The organism is Streptomyces sp. OR43, assembly GCF_008042275.1.
GTDB lineage: Bacteria > Actinomycetota > Actinomycetes > Streptomycetales > Streptomycetaceae > Streptomyces.
On sequence record NZ_RDBK01000001.1, the window covers coordinates 181,865 to 197,952 of the forward strand.

At 71.7% G+C, this 16,088-nt stretch carries 20 protein-coding genes and 1 riboswitch; of the genes, 11 read left to right on the forward strand and 9 right to left on the reverse strand.

All coding sequences use genetic code 11. The features are described 5' to 3' along the window. Window position 1 precedes the first annotated feature (1 nt). A complete protein-coding gene (locus EAO72_RS00855; RefSeq protein ID WP_148015238.1) occupies window positions 2-1,306 on the reverse strand; it encodes an adenosylmethionine--8-amino-7-oxononanoate transaminase in 1,305 nt (434 codons plus the stop codon). Then, complete coding sequence (gene bioB, locus EAO72_RS00860; protein WP_148015239.1) at window positions 1,299-2,519, reverse strand: biotin synthase BioB; 1,221 nt, start codon at window positions 2,517-2,519, stop codon at window positions 1,299-1,301. The genes EAO72_RS00855 and bioB overlap by 8 nt, the downstream gene beginning before the upstream one ends. 143 nt (window positions 2,520-2,662) lie before the next feature. On the opposite strand from bioB, the gene EAO72_RS00865 reads away from it, so the two are divergent. Next, window positions 2,663-3,805 carry an 8-amino-7-oxononanoate synthase gene (locus EAO72_RS00865; RefSeq protein ID WP_148015240.1) on the forward strand — a complete coding sequence of 381 codons (1,143 nt, stop codon included), beginning with the start codon at window positions 2,663-2,665 and terminating at the stop codon, window positions 3,803-3,805. 33 nt (window positions 3,806-3,838) lie between these two features. Here the strand turns inward: EAO72_RS00865 and EAO72_RS00870 are convergent, their stop codons facing one another. Both EAO72_RS00870 and EAO72_RS00875 read right to left on the reverse strand, forming a co-directional pair. Then, the gene (locus EAO72_RS00870) at window positions 3,839-4,045 is read right to left on the reverse strand and encodes a DUF397 domain-containing protein (protein WP_148015241.1); all 207 of its coding nucleotides are present in this window, start codon (window positions 4,043-4,045) and stop codon (window positions 3,839-3,841) included. A gap of 24 nt (window positions 4,046-4,069) precedes the next feature. Further along, window positions 4,070-4,930, reverse strand: coding sequence for a helix-turn-helix domain-containing protein (locus EAO72_RS00875; protein ID WP_148015242.1), 861 nt, complete (start codon window positions 4,928-4,930; stop codon window positions 4,070-4,072). A gap of 209 nt (window positions 4,931-5,139) precedes the next feature. On the opposite strand from EAO72_RS00875, the gene EAO72_RS00880 reads away from it, so the two are divergent. Then, on the forward strand, window positions 5,140-5,571 hold the full coding sequence (locus EAO72_RS00880; protein WP_148015243.1) for an ATP-binding protein: 432 nt from the start codon (window positions 5,140-5,142) through the stop codon (window positions 5,569-5,571). Window positions 5,572-5,593: 22 nt separating this feature from the next. Here EAO72_RS00880 and EAO72_RS00885 read toward each other — a convergent pair whose 3' ends face one another. Continuing rightward, window positions 5,594-6,511, reverse strand: coding sequence for a LysR family transcriptional regulator (locus tag EAO72_RS00885; protein ID WP_148015244.1), 918 nt, complete (start codon window positions 6,509-6,511; stop codon window positions 5,594-5,596). 72 nt (window positions 6,512-6,583) lie between these two features. On the opposite strand from EAO72_RS00885, the gene EAO72_RS00890 reads away from it, so the two are divergent. After that, window positions 6,584-7,231, forward strand: a complete 648-nt coding sequence (locus EAO72_RS00890; RefSeq protein WP_148015245.1) for a LysE family translocator — start codon at window positions 6,584-6,586, stop codon at window positions 7,229-7,231. A gap of 33 nt (window positions 7,232-7,264) precedes the next feature. Here EAO72_RS00890 and EAO72_RS00895 read toward each other — a convergent pair whose 3' ends face one another. The 3 genes from EAO72_RS00895 to EAO72_RS00905 all read right to left on the reverse strand — a co-directional run bounded on the left by EAO72_RS00895 (window position 7,265) and on the right by EAO72_RS00905 (window position 9,192). Then, a complete protein-coding gene (locus EAO72_RS00895) occupies window positions 7,265-7,738 on the reverse strand; it encodes a C40 family peptidase (RefSeq protein ID WP_148015246.1) in 474 nt (157 codons plus the stop codon). A 3-nt stretch (window positions 7,739-7,741) separates the two neighbouring features. After that, window positions 7,742-7,912: riboswitch (cyclic di-AMP (ydaO/yuaA leader) on the reverse strand. Window positions 7,913-8,240: 328 nt separating this feature from the next. Further along, window positions 8,241-8,549, reverse strand: coding sequence for a hypothetical protein (locus EAO72_RS00900; protein WP_148015247.1), 309 nt, complete (start codon window positions 8,547-8,549; stop codon window positions 8,241-8,243). A 7-nt stretch (window positions 8,550-8,556) separates the two neighbouring features. Next, window positions 8,557-9,192, reverse strand: a complete 636-nt coding sequence (locus EAO72_RS00905) for an ATP-dependent Clp protease proteolytic subunit (RefSeq protein WP_148015248.1) — start codon at window positions 9,190-9,192, stop codon at window positions 8,557-8,559. A 94-nt stretch (window positions 9,193-9,286) separates the two neighbouring features. On the opposite strand from EAO72_RS00905, the gene EAO72_RS00910 reads away from it, so the two are divergent. Next, window positions 9,287-9,571 (forward strand): type II toxin-antitoxin system Phd/YefM family antitoxin, encoded by a 285-nt coding sequence (locus tag EAO72_RS00910; RefSeq protein ID WP_148015249.1) that lies wholly within the window; start codon window positions 9,287-9,289, stop codon window positions 9,569-9,571. A 65-nt stretch (window positions 9,572-9,636) separates the two neighbouring features. On the opposite strand, the gene EAO72_RS00915 is transcribed toward EAO72_RS00910, so the two are convergent. Beyond that, window positions 9,637-10,629, reverse strand: a complete 993-nt coding sequence (locus tag EAO72_RS00915) for an ABC transporter permease (RefSeq protein WP_148015250.1) — start codon at window positions 10,627-10,629, stop codon at window positions 9,637-9,639. A 111-nt stretch (window positions 10,630-10,740) separates the two neighbouring features. Between EAO72_RS00915 and EAO72_RS00920 the strand changes: the two genes are divergently transcribed. From EAO72_RS00920 to EAO72_RS00950, 7 genes are all read left to right on the forward strand, one after another. Beyond that, window positions 10,741-11,370, forward strand: coding sequence for a TetR/AcrR family transcriptional regulator (locus tag EAO72_RS00920; RefSeq protein WP_148015251.1), 630 nt, complete (start codon window positions 10,741-10,743; stop codon window positions 11,368-11,370). A gap of 138 nt (window positions 11,371-11,508) precedes the next feature. Next, entirely contained in the window at window positions 11,509-11,811 is a 303-nt protein-coding gene (locus EAO72_RS00925; protein ID WP_148015252.1) for an urease subunit gamma, read from the forward strand. 13 nt (window positions 11,812-11,824) lie between these two features. After that, on the forward strand, window positions 11,825-12,136 hold the full coding sequence (locus EAO72_RS00930; protein WP_148015253.1) for an urease subunit beta: 312 nt from the start codon (window positions 11,825-11,827) through the stop codon (window positions 12,134-12,136). Further along, window positions 12,129-13,850: an urease subunit alpha gene (locus tag EAO72_RS00935; RefSeq protein WP_148015254.1), complete on the forward strand. Its 1,722-nt coding sequence runs from the start codon at window positions 12,129-12,131 to the stop codon at window positions 13,848-13,850. Before EAO72_RS00930 ends, EAO72_RS00935 begins: the two co-directional genes overlap by 8 nt. A 13-nt stretch (window positions 13,851-13,863) precedes the next feature. After that, a complete protein-coding gene (locus EAO72_RS00940) occupies window positions 13,864-14,526 on the forward strand; it encodes an urease accessory protein UreF (protein ID WP_148015255.1) in 663 nt (220 codons plus the stop codon). A gap of 49 nt (window positions 14,527-14,575) precedes the next feature. Next, window positions 14,576-15,253 carry an urease accessory protein UreG gene (ureG, locus tag EAO72_RS00945; protein WP_148015256.1) on the forward strand — a complete coding sequence of 226 codons (678 nt, stop codon included), beginning with the start codon at window positions 14,576-14,578 and terminating at the stop codon, window positions 15,251-15,253. Continuing rightward, window positions 15,250-16,047, forward strand: a complete 798-nt coding sequence (locus EAO72_RS00950; protein ID WP_148015257.1) for an urease accessory protein UreD — start codon at window positions 15,250-15,252, stop codon at window positions 16,045-16,047. Before ureG ends, EAO72_RS00950 begins: the two co-directional genes overlap by 4 nt. Window positions 16,048-16,088 lie beyond the last annotated feature (41 nt).

A 16,088-nucleotide genomic window follows, 5' to 3' on the forward strand; every position in this document is an offset into this window, starting at 1 on the left:
CTCAGCCCTCCCGCGCCGCAGCGCACACGGCGCGGCAGATCCGCGCCACATCGTCGTCACCGGTGACGTACGGCGGCATCGTGTAGACGAGGTCGCGGAACGGCCGCAGCCAGACGCCCTCGCGTACCGCCGCCCGGGTCGCGGACTCCATGTCCACCTCATGATCGAGCTGGACGACGCCGATCGCGCCCAGAACCCGTACCTCGCGGACTCCGGGCAGGTCCCCGGCCGGTGCAAGGCCGTCCCGAAGACCGGCCCCGATCCGCTTGACCTCCTGCTCCCAGTCCTGGCCGAGCAGCAGTTCGATCGAGGCGCAGGCCACCGCGGAGGCCAGCGGATTGCCCATGAACGTCGGCCCGTGGGCGAGCACGGGCACCTCGCCGCGGGAGATGCCCTCGGCCACCGCGGTCGTGCACAGCGTCGCCGCCATCGTCAGGTAGCCGCCGGTCAGCGCCTTGCCCACACACATCACATCGGGCGAGACCCCGGCGTGCTCGGCTGCGAACAGCCTGCCCGTCCGGCCGAAGCCCGTGGCGATCTCGTCGAACACCAGCAGCACGCCGTGCGCGTCGCAGGCCTCGCGCAGGACGCGCAGGTACGCGGGGGAGTGGAAGCGCATGCCGCCGGCCCCCTGCACCACGGGCTCCACGATCACCGCGGCGAGCTCATCGGCGTGGTGTGCGATCAGCTCGCGCAGATGCGTCGCGTACGCGGCGTCCGGCTCCGCGTCGAAACCGGCCGGCGGCTCGTCCGCGAAGACCTGCCGGGGCAGTGCCCCCGACCACAGCTCGTGCATACCGCCCTCGGGGTCGCACACCGACATCGGCTGCCAGGTGTCCCCGTGGTACCCGCCGCGCCAGGTCAGCAGGCGCTGCTTGGCCGGCCGTCCGGCGGAACGCCAGTACTGGAGGCACATCTTCACGGCCACCTCGACCGACACCGAGCCGGAGTCGGCGAGGAAGACGTGCTGCAACGGTTCCGGCGTGATCTCGACCAGCCTGGCGGCCAGCCGCACGGCGGGCTCGTGGGTGAGCCCGCCGAACATCACATGACTCATCCGGTCCAGCTGGTCGCGTGCCGCCTCGTTCAGCACCGGGTGGTTGTAGCCGTGCACCGCCGACCACCACGACGACATCCCGTCGACCAACTCGTGCTGCCCATGAGCCGGTTCGGCCAGCCGGAGCCGTACACCGGACGCGGACTCCACGACCAGCGGCTCCTGCCGGCCCGGCATGGGACCGTACGGATGCCAGACATGGGCCCGGTCCAGCGCCCGGAGCCCGGCGGGGGAGAGCGGCTCAGGCATTGGGGGCGAGATCCGTACCCGCGCCACGACGGCGGACCGTCACCAGGTCCGTGCGCGCCGCCAGGTTCCCGTCGGCTTCCGCGAGGACGGGTTCCGCGGGAGCCGCCTCCTTCTCCGGGCCGTCGCCGCAGGGCGCACACCCGCCGCCCGCGTGCGAACCGCAGCCGTCACTCGCACCCGTGTGCGAACCGCAGCCGCCGCCCGCGTCGACCCGGTGGCCGGGCAGCGTCGTCGTACCCGCACCCTCGACCTCGAAGCCGGCGTCCGCGATCATGTCGAGGTCGGTCTGGCCCGCCTGGCCCTCGCTGGTCAGATAGTCGCCCAGGAAGATCGAGTTGACCAGATGCAGGGCCAGCGGCTGCATCGACCGCAGATGCACTTCGCGGCCGCCCGCCAGCCGTACCTCGACGTCCGGGCATACGAACCGGACCATGGCCAGGATGCGCAGACAGCGCTGCGGCGTCAGGTTCCATTCCTTGGCGAGGGGGGTGCCCTCGAAGGGGATCAGGAAGTTGACGGGCACCGAGTCCGGGTCCAGCTCACGCAGGGCGAAGACCACATCGACCAGGTCGGCGTCGCTCTCTCCCATGCCCGCGATCAGCCCGGAACAGGCGGAGAGCCCGGCGGCCTGCGCCTGGTGGACCGTCTCCACCCGGTCGGCGTAGGTGTGGGTGGTCGTGATCTCCCCGTACGTCCCCTCGGACGTGTTGAGGTTGTGGTTGTAGGCGTCGGCGCCCGCCGACCGGAGCCGGTCGGCCTGGCCGTCGGAGAGCAGGCCGAGGCACGCGCACACCTCGACGCCCTCGTTCTGTTCCTTGATCGCCTCGATGGTCTGCGACACCCGGTCGACGTCCCGGTCGGTCGGCCCCCGGCCGCTCGCGACCAGACAGACGCGCTTGGCGCCACCGGCGACTCCCGCCGCCGCTGCCTTCGACGCCTCGTCGGGCTTGAGCCAGGTGTACTTCAGGATCTCGGCCTTGGATCCCAGCCGCTGGGAGCAGTACGAGCAGTCCTCGGGGCAGAGCCCGGACTTGAGATTGACCAGATAGTTCAGCTTCACCCGCCGCCCGAACCACTGACGGCGCACCTTTCCGGCCGCGGCCACCACGTCGAGCAGTTCGTCGTCCGGGGTCGCCAGTACGGCGAGCGCTTCTTCACGGGTCGGCAGCTCGCGCCGCAGCCCCTTGTCCACCAGCGTGTTCAGGAGGTCCATGGCGACGATCCTGACGCACGGCACCGCTCCGAGCCAAGGAGGAACCGGACAACAGAGCCCGCTGAGGGTGTGTGCATGGCCACACCATGACCGGCCGCGCCCGCGGTTAGGGTCTGTGAGCTGCCTACAAAAGGGACCCGCTCATGTCCTTCGCCCCGTTCGACTGGATCGACGAGGAGGCGCGCCGCCGCGCGGACGCCGGACTTGTCCGTACGCTCCGGCCGCGGCCCGCCGAACCGGAACTGCTGGACCTCGCGAGCAACGACTACCTCGGCCTCACGCGGCATCCGGAGGTGACCGCTGCCGCGGCCGACGCGGCACGCCGCTGGGGCGGCGGGTCCACCGGCTCCCGGCTGGTCACGGGTTCCACCGCACTGCACGCCGAGCTCGAACGCGAACTGGCCGAATTCTGCGGTTTCGAGGCGGCCCTGGTCCTGTCCTCGGGGTACGCCGCCAACCTCGCCGCGCTCACCGCCCTGACCGGCCGGGGTTCGCTGATCGTGTCGGACGCGGGCAACCACGCCTCGATCGTCGACGGCTGCCGGCTCTCGCGGGCCGAGACCGCCGTCGTGCCGCACGCCGACCCCGATGCCGTACGCAAGAGCCTGCACGCGCACCCGGGCCGGTCCCTGGCGGTCACCGACTCGGTCTTCTCGGTCGACGGTGACGCCGCGCCGCTGGCCGAACTGGCCGACGCCTGCCGCGCGGAGAACGCCGCGCTGCTCGTCGACGACGCGCACGGGCTGGGCGTACTCGGGGAAGGCGGCCGGGGCGCCCCCGCCGCGGCCGGCTTGGCGGGCGGCGACGGCATCGTCACCACGCTCACCCTCTCCAAGTCGCTGGGCAGCCAGGGCGGTGCGGTCCTCGGCCCGGCCCGCGTGATCGACCACCTCGTCAACACCGCCCGTACCTTCATCTTCGACACCGGGCTCGCCCCGGCCGCCGTCGGCGCCGCGCTCGGCAGCCTGCGGCTGCTGCGGCGCGAACCGGCACGCGCGGCCAGGGCCCGTACCGTCGCCACCGCGCTGTACGGGCAGCTGACCGCGTCGGGCCTGACCGCGGTCAGGCCCGACGCGGCCGTGGTCTCGGTACGCGCGCCCTCGGCGGATGCCGCCGTCCGCTGGGCGTCCGACTGCCGGGCCGCCGGCATCGCTGTGGGGTGCTTCCGGCCGCCGTCCGTACCGGACGGCATCTCCCGGCTGCGGCTGACCGCACGCGCCGACCTGACGGACGAGCAGATCGCCCACGCGGTGGCGGTCGTACGGCGGACCGCCCCGGCCGGCTGAGACGCCGGAATCCGCCGCTCCGCGGCGTCCGGTTCAGCGGACGGAGTCGCCGTTCAGGGCGGTGACGAAGGAGGTCCAGGCCGTCGCGGAGAACTGCAGAGGCGGCCTGGAAAGGTCCTTGGAGTCGCGCACGGCCAGCCGCCGGCCACCGAACGGCGCGGCCTCCACGCAGTTGTTCATTCCCGTGCTGCGGCTGCTGCGCCGCCACCGTAACGCGTGCTGTGCGAGGCAATCCGACATGACGCTCCCTCGGGCAGTCCGGGTTCACCGACCGTCGCGGTCGATTGCGGCGATCAGATCCAACGAGTGCTCCGGCGACAGCGCGTGTTCCTGAAGGGTGCGGAAGGCCGAGCTGTACGCCTCGAGGTCTTCTTTCCGCTCCAGGTAGAGGCTACTCGTCAAGTGGTCAAGAACGACCACATCCAGATCAGAAGTGGTCGGAAATGAGAAGATAACGAAAGGTCCGGTGAGGCCCACATAGCCACCGACCGAGAACGGCAACAACTGGAGCCGCACATTCGGTAGTTGGGCCACCCTGCTGAGATGGCGCAACTGCTCCCGCATCACCCGGCGGCCCCCGACCTCCCGCCGCAGCACCGCCTCGTCCAGTACCGCGCTCAGCCGCAGCGGAGGATCGCTCCGCAGGACGCCCTGCCGCGCCAGCCGTACTTCCACGAGCGAGTCGAGCTGTCCCGTGGGCAGTCCGTCGAGCGAGGCCCGGGTCACCGCACGGGCGTAGCCGGCGGTCTGCAACAGGCCCGGCACCACTGATGTCTCCAGGGTGCGGGCGGTGCGCGCCTGTGATTCCAGACTGATGAAGTCGCGGTACTGCGGCGGGATGAGACCGCGGTAGGCGTGCCACCACCCCGCGCCCCCGCCGCCCGCGGAACCCGCGAGTGCCTCCAGTACCTCCCGCAACTTCGGGTCGTTGGTGCCGTAGGTGTCGAGCAGCCGGGTCACGTCACCCGGCCTCACTCCGCTCACACCGGTCTCGATCCGGCTGACCTTGGACTGATGCCAGCCGAGCAGACGCGCCGCGTCCCGGCTCGTGAGTCCCGACGCGTGACGCAGACTCCGCAGCTCCTCCCCGAGCTTGCGGCGTCGCACCGCAGGGCCGTGCTGCATGTGGTGCCTCCCTCCCACTCCCCGCCGAGCGGACAGTGTGGCGCCCTCACGGCGCATCCGGTGCAGAGTTCACCGCTTTGAGCGACAGATATATGCATATCTTGGTGGATCGCCGTTACAGCGGGCAGCATCAGTGGCAATCTGGCGCGAAGCACAACCCGGACCATCGATCGCGGGGTCGCTTCCGGGTGGGAAAGGGACGGCTCGCCATGGCAGACCATCAGGAAGCACGTGTCACGCTGCCGAGCGAGCCGGTCTCGGTCTCCGCAGCCCGGCGCTATGTGGCCCGGGTACTGGCCGAATGGGGACTGCCCGACGGCACGGACACGGGCGAGACCGTCCGGCTGATCGTCTCGGAACTCGCGACCAACGCGGTCCAGCACACGTTCGGACAGTCACCCACCTTCACCGTGGACCTCCGGCTGGAGCGCGAGGAGCAGCTGCGCCTCGGGGTGACGGACAGTCACCCCCGGTGGCCCCAGCGGCTGCCGGCGGCCGTGCAGCAGGACAACGGCCGCGGCATGGTGATCATCCGCTCGCTGGCCAAGGAGTACGGTGGCCGGCTCACCGTCACGCCCACCCCGGACGGCGGGAAGACCGTGTGGATCGCGCTGCCGTGGCACCTGCCCGTCCAGCACTGAACCGTTCCGTCGCGCGTCGCGGTCACCCAGGCGTCGCGGCCCGCCCGAATCCGCTGCGCAGCAGCGCCTGGAGCGTCGATGCCGCGGGGCTCGTACGGTCCCCGCGATGGACCACCGAGATCGTCCGGCGGAACGAGGCCGGCTCCAGCCGTCGTACGGACAGGGGCGTCGGCGACATGGCGGCGACCATCTCCGGCACCACGGCCATCCCGATGCCCGCACTGACCAGGGCGCACACCAGCGCGTAGCCGGGCGACTCGCAGACCACCGCGGGCAGGGCCCCCGCCTCGGCGAGCGCGCTCTCCACCCCGCGGCGCGGCGGGTGTGTGGGCGCGCTGCTGATCAGGGGCCTGCCCGCCAGCTCCGTCACCGGAAGCCGCCCGCTGCCGTCCGCCAGGACCTGGCCGACGGCCGTGATCAGGACCAGTTCCTCGATCAGGACCGGCTCGGTCAGGACACCCGAGGGCGGCGGCGTCACGGGTCCGGGCTCGTAGTCATGGGTCAGCGCCAGATCCACCTCGCCCGCCGCCACCGCGGCCACCCCGCCCGGCGGCTCGTACTCGGTGACCGCCAGTTCCACGTCCGGGTGGGCCCGCCGGAACGCGCTCAGTACCGGGGGCAGCAGATGGATGCCCGCGGTGGTGAAGGTGCCGACCCGCAGGCGCCCGCCGGAGAGTCCGGCGAGCCGGGCCAGCTCGTGCCGGGCCTGCTCCATCTCGTCGAGGACCCGCCGGGCGCGTCCGGCGAGCAGCTCGCCCGCCGCGGTCAGCCGGGCGCCCCGGTGATGGCGCACCAGCAGCGCCGCCCCCGCCTCCCGCTCCAGCTTGGCGAGCTGCTGGGAGAGCGCCGGGGCCGTGTAGCCCAGGCGTGCGGCGGCCCGGGTGATCGAACCGGCCTCGGCGACCGCCACCAGCGCCGCGAGCCGTGTCGGGTCGTACATTAAGCATTCCTTTTGGCAGACCCAGGAGATTACAAGTACACGCTAAAGGCTCCTGCGGTCCAGGGTGGACCCATGGACGCACAACTGACCGCTTTCGTCGGGGTCGCCACCGCCATGGTCGCGCTGCCCGGCGCGGACTTCACCGTCGTCGTACGCAATGCCCTCGCCTCGCGCGCGGCAGGGGTGGCGACCGCGCTCGGGGTCGCCGGGGGCCTCCTCGTGCACACCGCGCTCGCCGTCGCCGGTCTGGCCGCCGTGCTGGTGGCGGTGCCCGTGCTGTTCCGGATCATCCAGCTGCTGGGTGGCGCCTACGTGCTCTACCTGGGGATCGGCGCTCTGTGCGCGGCCCGGCGCGGCGCCGGGCAGGATGCGGAGCCCGGGCCCGACGAGGCGGACGGCGGGCGGACGGGCCTGCGGACGGGCCGCGCACTGCGTCAGGGATTCCTGACCAACGCGCTGAACCCCAAGGCGCCCGTGCTCTTCCTCAGCCTGCTGCCGCAGTTCGTGCCGGCCGGGGCCGCGCCCCTGCCCAGGACGCTGCTGCTCGCCGCGATCGTTGTGGTGCTGGCGCTGATCTGGTTCCCGCTCGTGGCGCTCCTGGTGGACCGCCTCGGCCGGTGGCTGCGCCGGCCGCGTACCGCCCGGGCGATCGAGGGCGGCAGCGGCGCGGCACTCACCGCACTGGGGCTGGCCCTGGTGACGGGCCCGCTGGTGCACTGACGCGGGAGCACGGGCCGGGGCGGGGGAGGGGCCTCAACGGACGCGTCCGTAGTAGACGCTCTTCGTCCAGATCTTCTCCAGGCGGACCACGGCCCCGGTCTTGGGCGAGTGCCAGATCTTGCCGCTGCCCGCGTAGATGCCCACGTGGTAGATGCTGCGGCCGGAGTGGAAGAAGACCAGGTCGCCGCGTTGCCGCTTGGACGACGAGATGTGACGGGTCTTGTTGTACTGCTGCTGGGCCGTGCGCGGGAGCTTCTTGCCGGCCTTCTTGAACGAGTAGAGCGTGAGCCCGGAACAGTCGAAGCGGCTGGGCCCGGTGGCGCCCCACCGGTAGGGCGCCCCCTTCTTCGACGCGGCGATGGTGAGGGCCTTCATCGAATGGGTGGCGGCCTGGGCGTCGGTCACGGCGCCGGGAACGAACAGCGTGCCGCCTACGGCGGCGAGAGTCATCACCGAGGCCGTACCGGCCCGGGCAAGCAGAGATGGGACATGAACCTGCGCAGTCATGCGCAACCCTTCGTCAGCCGCCTGTGAAGGATGACCTGTCGGGTTCGGGCCGGCGAAGTCGCCCGGCCGCGGATGCGGCTTCACCCCGAGGGACGACCGGAAATCCGGTCGACCCGTTGTGCTGGGTCCTCCACTCCTGCCGATCCACTCCTGTCGACCAGGCATCCGGGCGGCGGCAGGACTCGGCGTCCGCCCGGACCGCCCCGCCGCGGTGGCGGGGGCTTGTCGTCCCAGGGATCTTGACTCACCGAGTGCCGGATTTCCGAGGTGAAACAGCCATATGTGAGGCTCATCACCAATGATCCGTTCGGGTGGACAGGTGACGTTGCGGCAAACCGCAGGGCCCTGCCGACCGGTGCGGCACCAGCGACGGAACGGGAGATTTCACCCAGAGTCCACTTCGAAAACGCAAATCGAGTTGTCCCTCGTGCGAAGTAGCGCCTACGCCGAACGAGCGAGAAAATCCGGTCCACGCGTTGGGCGTGTCGGTCCGTCGAACTGATCAACTCGGCGGGTCGGGCGGCACGGTGACCCGCCCGGAGCGCCTCTCGCCGTCGAGAACGCGCAGCGCCCGGGTCAACGTGGCCGCGTGGATCCGGTCTTCGCCCCGCTCGTGCATCAACGTGAGCGCGTCCCGCAGCGCGGCCGAGTACGAGGCCAGCGCCTGGGCGGCACGCAGGGCGCCGTAGGTGTCGCCACCGTGGGCCGGATTGATCCGGCCCACCTGATCGAGGACTTGCAGATAGCGGTCGATGAACTCGCCCTCCGCGCGGGTCAGGGCGGGCAGGGGTGCGAACTCCGGTGGTTGCATCGCGGATTCACCTCCCGGGGCGCGGAGGCAGCGCCGGGCCGCGTCGTCGCACGATGTGGTCGACCAGCCCGTAGTCCTTGGCGCCTTCGGCGTCGAGGATCAGATCGCGCTCGGTGTCAGCTGCGATCTGCTCGGAGGGGCGGCCGGTGTGACGGGCCAGCATGCCGGTCAGCGTGTCGCGCATCCGGGCCAGTTCACGCGCCTCGATCTCCAGGTCGGACGGCTGCCCCTGTACGGGCTCGGGGAGTTCGGGCTGCTGCACCACCACGCGGGCGCCCGGCAGTGCGTGTCGCTTGCCCGGGGCGCCCGCTGCGAGGAGTACGGCCGCGGCGGCCCCCGCCTGGCCGAGGCAGAAGGTCTCCACCTCGCAGGTGAGGTACGCCATCGTGTCGTAGATGGCGGTCATGGCGCCGAACGAGCCGCCCGGGGAGTTGATGTAGAGCGAGATCGGCCGGTCGGGAGCGTCGTGTTCCAGGTACATGAACTGGGCGACCAGATCGGTGGCCGCCGTGTCGTCGACGGGCGTCCCGAGGAACACGACCCGTTCGGCGAGCAGTTTGGAGTACGGGTCGAGCGTGCGCGTCCCCTGGGACGTGCGCTCCGTGAACTCGGGCAGTACATGGCGGGCGGCGGGGCGGTGCATGGCGGACCTCTCCTCCGGGGCGCGCGGGTCCGGGAGGGCGCCCGCGCACGTCTGTAAAAAACGTACAGGACGTACAGAAGGTTATGATGGGAGCATGGTCTATGAGATTCCGGTGACGCAAGCCCGAGCCGACCTCGCCGAACTGATCAACCGAGTCGTCTACGGCGGCGAGCGCGTGGTCGTGACGCGGCACGGCAAGCCCCTGGTGGCGTTCGTATCAGCCGCTGACCTGGAGCGACTCGAGAACGAGGAGGCGGCGGAGCGGGAGCAGGTGATCAGTTCGGTCTCCTCGATCGGCTCCTCCACGTCCGCTCCGGGCGAACGGCACCGCTTCGGGATCGCTGCCGAGCACCGGGGGCAGCAGGGGCCGGGCAACTGACGGAACGCAGGAAGGCCGTGCGCCCCCGCTGTCGGCGGGGACCCACGGCCTTCACGGCCGGCCGCTCAGCCCGCGAGTGCGGGCTGTCGCGCGGGCGTGGCCTCGGGCGCCTTTGGTGCCGGGAGCCGGCGGCGGCCGCCGATGATCACCGCGGTGAGGCCGAGCGCGGCCCACAGGGCCAGGGTCAGGGCCGCGCCGCCCGCCGCCCGCCCGTCGAAGTAGGCGACCGAGCGCAGCAATGAGCCGCCCGCGCCCGGCGGCAGCCACTGGCCGATCGCCCCGACCGGCCGGGGGAGCAGTTCCGGCGCGCTGGTGACGCCCGAGAACGGATTGCCCACGAGCACCATGAGCAGCGCCCCGAGCCCGACGCCCGCCGGTCCGATCAGCGCGGCGAGCCCCGCCACCGTGGCGCCGATGGCGAGCACCGTGAGGCCGAGGGCCCCCGCCTCGCTCCACCAGTCACCGGTGATGACTCCGAGCCAGCTGTCGGTGAGCGCGGCGGCGACGGCCCCTACCAGGGCGGCCACGCCGAGCAGCGCCGTGACCGCGCGCCCACCGCGCAGCCGCAGCAGCGTCACGGCCGAACCGGCGGCCACGCCCGCGATCGCCAGGGGCAGGATGCTCGCGCCGAGGACACTGCCCCGCGGATCGGCGGCCGGTGCCGCCACCACGTCCGTGACCGGCACCGCGGTGCCCGCGGGCGCGGATGCGGTCACCGCTTCGCTCAGCAACTGGGCGACCGCGGGGCCGGCGGCGGAGGCCGTCAGCAGTTCGGGGCCCTTCGGTGTGACGACGACCGCGCCGTATACGGAGCGGGCCTCGATCGCGGTGCGGGCGGCGGCCTCGGAGTCGTAACGGTGGATCTCGAAAGCGCCTTCGCGCTGTTCGAGCTGCCGCGCCAGCCGGTCGGCGGCCGGTGCGGAGCCGGCGATGCCGAGGGGGAGGTCGCGGGGAGCCATGCGGGCGGCGGGCCAGGCGAAGGCCCACAGGGCGAGCGCCACCACGACAGGGACCAGGAGGACGACCGCCACCAAACGGCGGTTCGGGGCAGCGGGCATGACGGGAACCTCGATTCCAAAGAGAATGATCGTTCGTTTTCCGTGATGGCGCCACTGTCGTGCCGGGCGGTGACCCTTGTCAAGAAGGAACGTTCGTTTTAGATTGGGTTCATGGCCCGTGTATCCCAGGAGCACCTCGACGCCCGCCGCCGGCAGATCCTCGACGGGGCGGCCCGGTGTTTCGCCCGTGACGGGTTCCACGCCACCTCGATGCAGGACGTGTTCAAGGAGGTCGGGCTGTCGGCCGGTGCGGTCTACCGCTACTTCGGCGGCAAGGAGGATCTGATCGCCGCGATCGCCGGCGAGGCGGTCGGCGGGGTCCGGCAGGCGTTCGAGCGTGCCGCCCGAGTCAGTCCTCCGCCCACCCCTGACGTGCTGATCGGCCGCGTGGTGCGCACCCTGTTCGGCGACGACGCCGCGCGGAGGGCAGGGCTGGATCCGAGGGCGTACGCCGGGCTGATCGTCCAGGTGTGGGCCGAGACCCTGCGCAGCGAGCGGCTGGCGGCCACGCTCGGCGAGGCGTACGAGGGTCTGCGGATTTCCTGGACGGAACTGGTCGGTGAGTACCGCGCACGCGGGATGCTCGCTGCCGGGGTGCCGGACGAGCACATCGCCCGCACGCTGATCGCCACCGCCCAGGGTCTCATCGCCCAACTCGCCATGTTCGGCGACGCGGGACCCGAGGTCCTCGAGGACGGTCTGCGCGGGCTGATGTCCATGGATCTGCAAAGGGCCAGTTAACGCGCCGGAAAAACTTCGGCTCTAACGTGCAATACCTCGCCGTGCGACACCGGTTCGATCTTCAACAGGCTGTTGAAGATCGCTAGTGTCTCGCTGCGCCCAGGGCCGGAACTGGGCGGACAACTGTGAGGTGGACGCGTGCAACTGACCCCGCACGAGCAGGAACGCCTGCTCATACATGTGGCCGCCGACGTGGCCGAGAAGCGCCGCGCTCGAGGGCTGCGGCTCAACCACCCCGAGGCCGTCGCTCTCATCACCTCCCATCTGATGGAGGGGGCGCGCGACGGCCGTACGGTCGCCGAACTCATGGCGTCCGGACGCAAGGTGCTCACCCGGGACGACGTCATGGACGGCATAGCCGAGATGATCCACGACGTGCAGGTCGAGGCGACGTTCCCGGACGGCACCAAGCTCGTCACCGTCCACGAACCGATCGTCTGACGGGCCGCCGCCGATGATTCCGGGAGAGATCCTGTACGCGGAGGGCTCCGTGCCGCTCAACGCGGGCCGGCCCGTCAGCCGCCTCACCGTCCTCAACGCGGCCGACCGGCCGGTTCAGGTGGGATCGCACTACCACTTCGCCGAGGCCAATCCCGGCCTCGAGTTCGATCGTGCGGCCGCGCGCGGACTGCGGCTGAACATCGCCGCCGGAACGGCCGTTCGCTTCGAGCCGGGCGTCCCCGTCGACATCGAACTCGTTCCGCTGGCCGGGCGGCGTATCGTCCCCGGCCTGCGCGGGCAGACCGGAGGTCCCCTCGATGGCTGAGCTCCACCGTGCCGTGTACGCCGACCTGTTCGGCCCCACCGCCGGCGACCGGATCCGCCTGGCCGACACCGGTCTGCTCGTGGAGATCGAGGAGGACCGCTGCGGCGGACCCGGACTCGCGGGCGACGAGGCGGTGTTCGGCGGGGGCAAGGTGATCAGGGAGTCCATGGGGCAGGCGCGCACCACCCGTGCCGAAGGAGCGCCGGACACCGTGATCACCGGCGCCGTCGTCATCGACCACTGGGGCATCGTCAAGGCGGACATCGGAATCCGAGACGGCCGGATCACCGGGATCGGCAAGGCCGGGAACCCGGACACGATGGACGGCGTCCATCCGGACCTCGTCATCGGCCCCGAGACCGAAATCATCGCGGGCAACGGGAAGTTCCTCACCGCGGGCGCCATTGACGCCCATGTGCACTTCATCTCGCCGACCCTCGTCGACGAGGCCCTGTCCAGCGGCATCACGACCCTGGTCGGCGGCGGAACCGGCCCGGCCGAAGGCACCAAGGCCACCACCATCACCCCGGGTCCCTGGCACCTGGCCAGGATGTTCGAGGCGCTGGAGGCGTACCCCGTCAACATCGGTCTGCTCGGCAAGGGCAACACGATGTCACGTGACGCCATGGAGTCCCAGCTGCGGGCCGGTGCACTCGGGTTCAAGATTCATGAGGACTGGGGCGCTACCCCCGCGGTCATCGACGCCTGCCTGGGTGTCTGCGAGGAGACCGGGGCCCAGCTCGCCATCCACACCGACACCCTCAACGAGGCCGGATTCGTCGCCGACACCCTGGCCGCCATCGCCGGGCGCACCATCCACGCCTATCACACCGAGGGCGCGGGCGGCGGGCACGCCCCCGACATCATCAGCGTGGTCTCGGAGCCGTACGTCCTGCCCAGCTCGACCAATCCGACCCGGCCGCACACCGTCAACACCATCGAGGAACACCTCGACATGCTGATGGTCTGCCACCACCTCAACCCCGCCGTGCCGGAGGATCTGGCATTCGCCGAGTCACGGATCCGGCCCTCGACCATCGCGGCCGAGGACATCCTGCACGACCTCGGCGCCATCTCGATCATCTCCTCCGACTCCCAGGCCATGGGCCGCATCGGCGAGGTCGTGCTGCGCACCTGGCAGACCGCCCACGTGATGAAGAAGCGGCGAGGCGCACTGCCGGGCGACGGGCGGGCCGACAACCACCGGGTCCGTCGCTATGTCGCCAAATACACCATCAATCCGGCAGTGGCGCAGGGCCTCGACCGGGAGATCGGCTCCGTGGAGACGGGCAAGCTCGCGGACCTGGTCCTGTGGGAACCGGCCTTCTTCGGGGTCAAGCCGCAGACCGTCATCAAGGGCGGCCAGATCGCGTACGCGCAGATGGGCGACGCCAACGCCTCCATTCCCACCCCCCAGCCCGTCCTGCCGCGCCCGATGTTCGGTGCGATCGGCAGGGCCCCGGCCGCCAACTCCTTCAACTTCGTCTCGGCAGCGGCGATCGAGGACGGGCTGCCGGAGCGGCTCGCCCTGGGAAAGCGGTTCGTGCCGATCACCAGTACCCGGGGCGTCACCAAGGCCGACATGCGGGAGAACGACGCGCTGCCCCGGGTCGACGTCGACCCGGACAGCTTCGCCGTGACCATCGACGGGGAGCCGGTCGAACCGGCGCCCGCCGCCGAACTCCCCATGGCCCAGCGCTATTTCCTCTTCTGAGAACGGACCAGGGATGAGCCGAGCCGCCCTCCTCGTCCTCTCCGACGGTCGCTTCCCCGCGGGGGGCCATGCCCACTCCGGCGGTGCCGAAGCGGCCGTCGTGGCAGGACGCATCCGCGACGCCGACGACCTCGCGGCGTTCTGCCGGGGCCGTCTGCACACCACCGGGCTCACCGCCGCGGCACTCGCCGCGGCGGCCGCCCACGGCCACGACCCGCTGGCCCTGGACGAGGCCGCCGACGCCCGTACGCCCTCACCGGCCCTGCGGGCGGTCGCCCGCAAGCTCGGCCGGCAGCTGATGCGGGCCGCCCGCGCGACCTGGCCGGGCGAGGAACTCGACGCGTTCGCGCTGGCCCGGCCACGCGGCGGCCACCAGCCCGTCGTGCTCGGCCTCACCGCGCGCTCGGCGGGGCTCGCCCCCGAGGACGCCGCACACTGCGCCGCGTACGAGACGGTCGGCGGACCGGCCACCGCCGTCGTCCGGCTGCTCTCCCTCAACCCCTTCGATGCCACCGCCGTCCTGGCCGGGCTCGCCCCCGAGCTCGACCACGTCGCCGAGCTGGCCGCCGCAGCCGCACGCGGCCCCATCGGCGAACTTCCTTCCTTCTCCGCCCCGTTGCTCGACATCGCTGCCGAGGCCCATGCCGCACGCCCCGTCCGGCTCTTCGCCTCGTGACCTCGCAGCGCCGAGACGTACGCCGCCCCAACAGCACAGGAGCCGCACCATGCACCTCGATCACGCCCACGCCGGCCCGGCCGCACTCGGAGCGGACGCCGCACGCCCCGACGGCACCCGGCGGGCCCTGCGGATCGGCCTCGGCGGACCCGTCGGATCCGGCAAGACCGCGACCGTGGCAGCGCTCTGCCGGGCCCTGCGCGACCAGCTGTCCCTGGCCGTCGTCACCAATGACATCTACACGCGGGAGGACGCGGCGTTCCTGCTGCGCAACGCGGTGCTGCCGCCCGAGCGGATCCAGGCGGTCGAGACCGGCGCCTGCCCGCACACCGCCATCCGCGACGACATATCCGCCAACCTCGAAGCCGTCGAGGACCTGGAGGACACCGTGGGACCGCTCGACCTCATCCTCGTGGAGTCCGGCGGTGACAACCTCACGGCCACCTTCTCCAAGGGGCTCGTGGACGCCCAGATCTTCATCATCGACGTCGCCGGCGGCGACGACATCCCCCGCAAGGGCGGTCCCGGCGTCACCACGTCCGACCTGCTGGTGATCAACAAGACGGACCTGGCACCCTACGTCGGGTCCGACCTCGGCCGGATGGCCCACGACGCCGCACAGCAGCGCGGCGAACTGCCCGTCGCCTTCACCTCGCTCACCTCGGGCGAAGGTGTCGGACCCGTCGCGGACTGGGTACGGGGGCAGCTCGCCTCCTGGACCGCGTGAGCGTCCGCGCCACCGCCCGCATCACCGCCGTACGCGACGCACGCGGCGCCACCACGCTCCCCGTTCTGGAGAGTGACGGGCCGCTCGCACCGCGCCGGACGAGAGCCGTCCTTCCCGGGGCCGCACGCGTCACCGTCGTGGGCGCGATGAGCGCCCCGCTCGGCGGCGACCGGCTCGCCATCCAGGTACGGGCTGGGCAGGGCACCCGGCTCACCGTCGACTCCGCGGCGGCCACGGTCGCCCTCCCCGGGCCCGGGCCCGCACCGGCAGCGGCCGACTACGCCATCACGCTGAAGGCCGAGGAGGGTGCCGAGCTCCACTGGCTGCCCGAGCAGCTGATCTCCGCGCACGGCAGCGAACTCCATATGACGACCGTGGCCGAACTCGCCCCCACCGCACGGCTGGTACTGCGCGAGGAACAGATCCTGGGCCGGCACGGCGAGACCACCGGAACGCTCCGGAGCCGGCTCACGGTCCACCGCGCCGGACGCCCGCTCCTCGATCAGCAACTGGCCTACGGGCCCGGCGCGCCCGGCGGCTGGGACGGCCCGGCCGTGCTCGGCGGCCACCGGGCCACCGGACAACTGCTCGTCGTGGACCCGGACTTCGGAGACCGGGGCCCGGAAACCCGGGTGCTGGGGGCCACGGCCGTGCTCACCCGGCTGGCGGGACCCGCCGTGCTCGTATCCGTACTCGCCGCCGACGCACGGGAGTTGCGCGCTGTACTGAACAAGGCGGCGGAGGAACTCGGGGCTGTCGCGCATGGCCGAACACCGGCTGCCGCGCATGGCTGAACACCGCTGGCAGGAGTCCGGTGTCCGGTTATCGATTCGGT

What these genes read in the sequence shown, in the direction of transcription:
- EAO72_RS00855 (WP_148015238.1), bottom strand. Translation starts at nt 1,306, where the DNA reads ATGCCTGAGCCGCTCTCCCCCGCCGGGCTCCGGGCGCTGGACCGGGCC.
- bioB (WP_148015239.1), bottom strand. Translation starts at nt 2,519, where the DNA reads ATGGACCTCCTGAACACGCTGGTGGACAAGGGGCTGCGGCGCGAGCTG.
- EAO72_RS00865 (WP_148015240.1), top strand. Translation starts at nt 2,663, where the DNA reads ATGTCCTTCGCCCCGTTCGACTGGATCGACGAGGAGGCGCGCCGCCGC.
- EAO72_RS00870 (WP_148015241.1), bottom strand. Translation starts at nt 4,045, where the DNA reads ATGTCGGATTGCCTCGCACAGCACGCGTTACGGTGGCGGCGCAGCAGC.
- EAO72_RS00875 (WP_148015242.1), bottom strand. Translation starts at nt 4,930, where the DNA reads ATGCAGCACGGCCCTGCGGTGCGACGCCGCAAGCTCGGGGAGGAGCTG.
- EAO72_RS00880 (WP_148015243.1), top strand. Translation starts at nt 5,140, where the DNA reads ATGGCAGACCATCAGGAAGCACGTGTCACGCTGCCGAGCGAGCCGGTC.
- EAO72_RS00885 (WP_148015244.1), bottom strand. Translation starts at nt 6,511, where the DNA reads ATGTACGACCCGACACGGCTCGCGGCGCTGGTGGCGGTCGCCGAGGCC.
- EAO72_RS00890 (WP_148015245.1), top strand. Translation starts at nt 6,584, where the DNA reads ATGGACGCACAACTGACCGCTTTCGTCGGGGTCGCCACCGCCATGGTC.
- EAO72_RS00895 (WP_148015246.1), bottom strand. Translation starts at nt 7,738, where the DNA reads ATGACTGCGCAGGTTCATGTCCCATCTCTGCTTGCCCGGGCCGGTACG.
- EAO72_RS00900 (WP_148015247.1), bottom strand. Translation starts at nt 8,549, where the DNA reads ATGCAACCACCGGAGTTCGCACCCCTGCCCGCCCTGACCCGCGCGGAG.
- EAO72_RS00905 (WP_148015248.1), bottom strand. Translation starts at nt 9,192, where the DNA reads ATGCACCGCCCCGCCGCCCGCCATGTACTGCCCGAGTTCACGGAGCGC.
- EAO72_RS00910 (WP_148015249.1), top strand. Translation starts at nt 9,287, where the DNA reads ATGGTCTATGAGATTCCGGTGACGCAAGCCCGAGCCGACCTCGCCGAA.
- EAO72_RS00915 (WP_148015250.1), bottom strand. Translation starts at nt 10,629, where the DNA reads ATGCCCGCTGCCCCGAACCGCCGTTTGGTGGCGGTCGTCCTCCTGGTC.
- EAO72_RS00920 (WP_148015251.1), top strand. Translation starts at nt 10,741, where the DNA reads ATGGCCCGTGTATCCCAGGAGCACCTCGACGCCCGCCGCCGGCAGATC.
- EAO72_RS00930 (WP_148015253.1), top strand. Translation starts at nt 11,825, where the DNA reads ATGATTCCGGGAGAGATCCTGTACGCGGAGGGCTCCGTGCCGCTCAAC.
- EAO72_RS00935 (WP_148015254.1), top strand. Translation starts at nt 12,129, where the DNA reads ATGGCTGAGCTCCACCGTGCCGTGTACGCCGACCTGTTCGGCCCCACC.
- EAO72_RS00940 (WP_148015255.1), top strand. Translation starts at nt 13,864, where the DNA reads ATGAGCCGAGCCGCCCTCCTCGTCCTCTCCGACGGTCGCTTCCCCGCG.
- ureG (WP_148015256.1), top strand. Translation starts at nt 14,576, where the DNA reads ATGCACCTCGATCACGCCCACGCCGGCCCGGCCGCACTCGGAGCGGAC.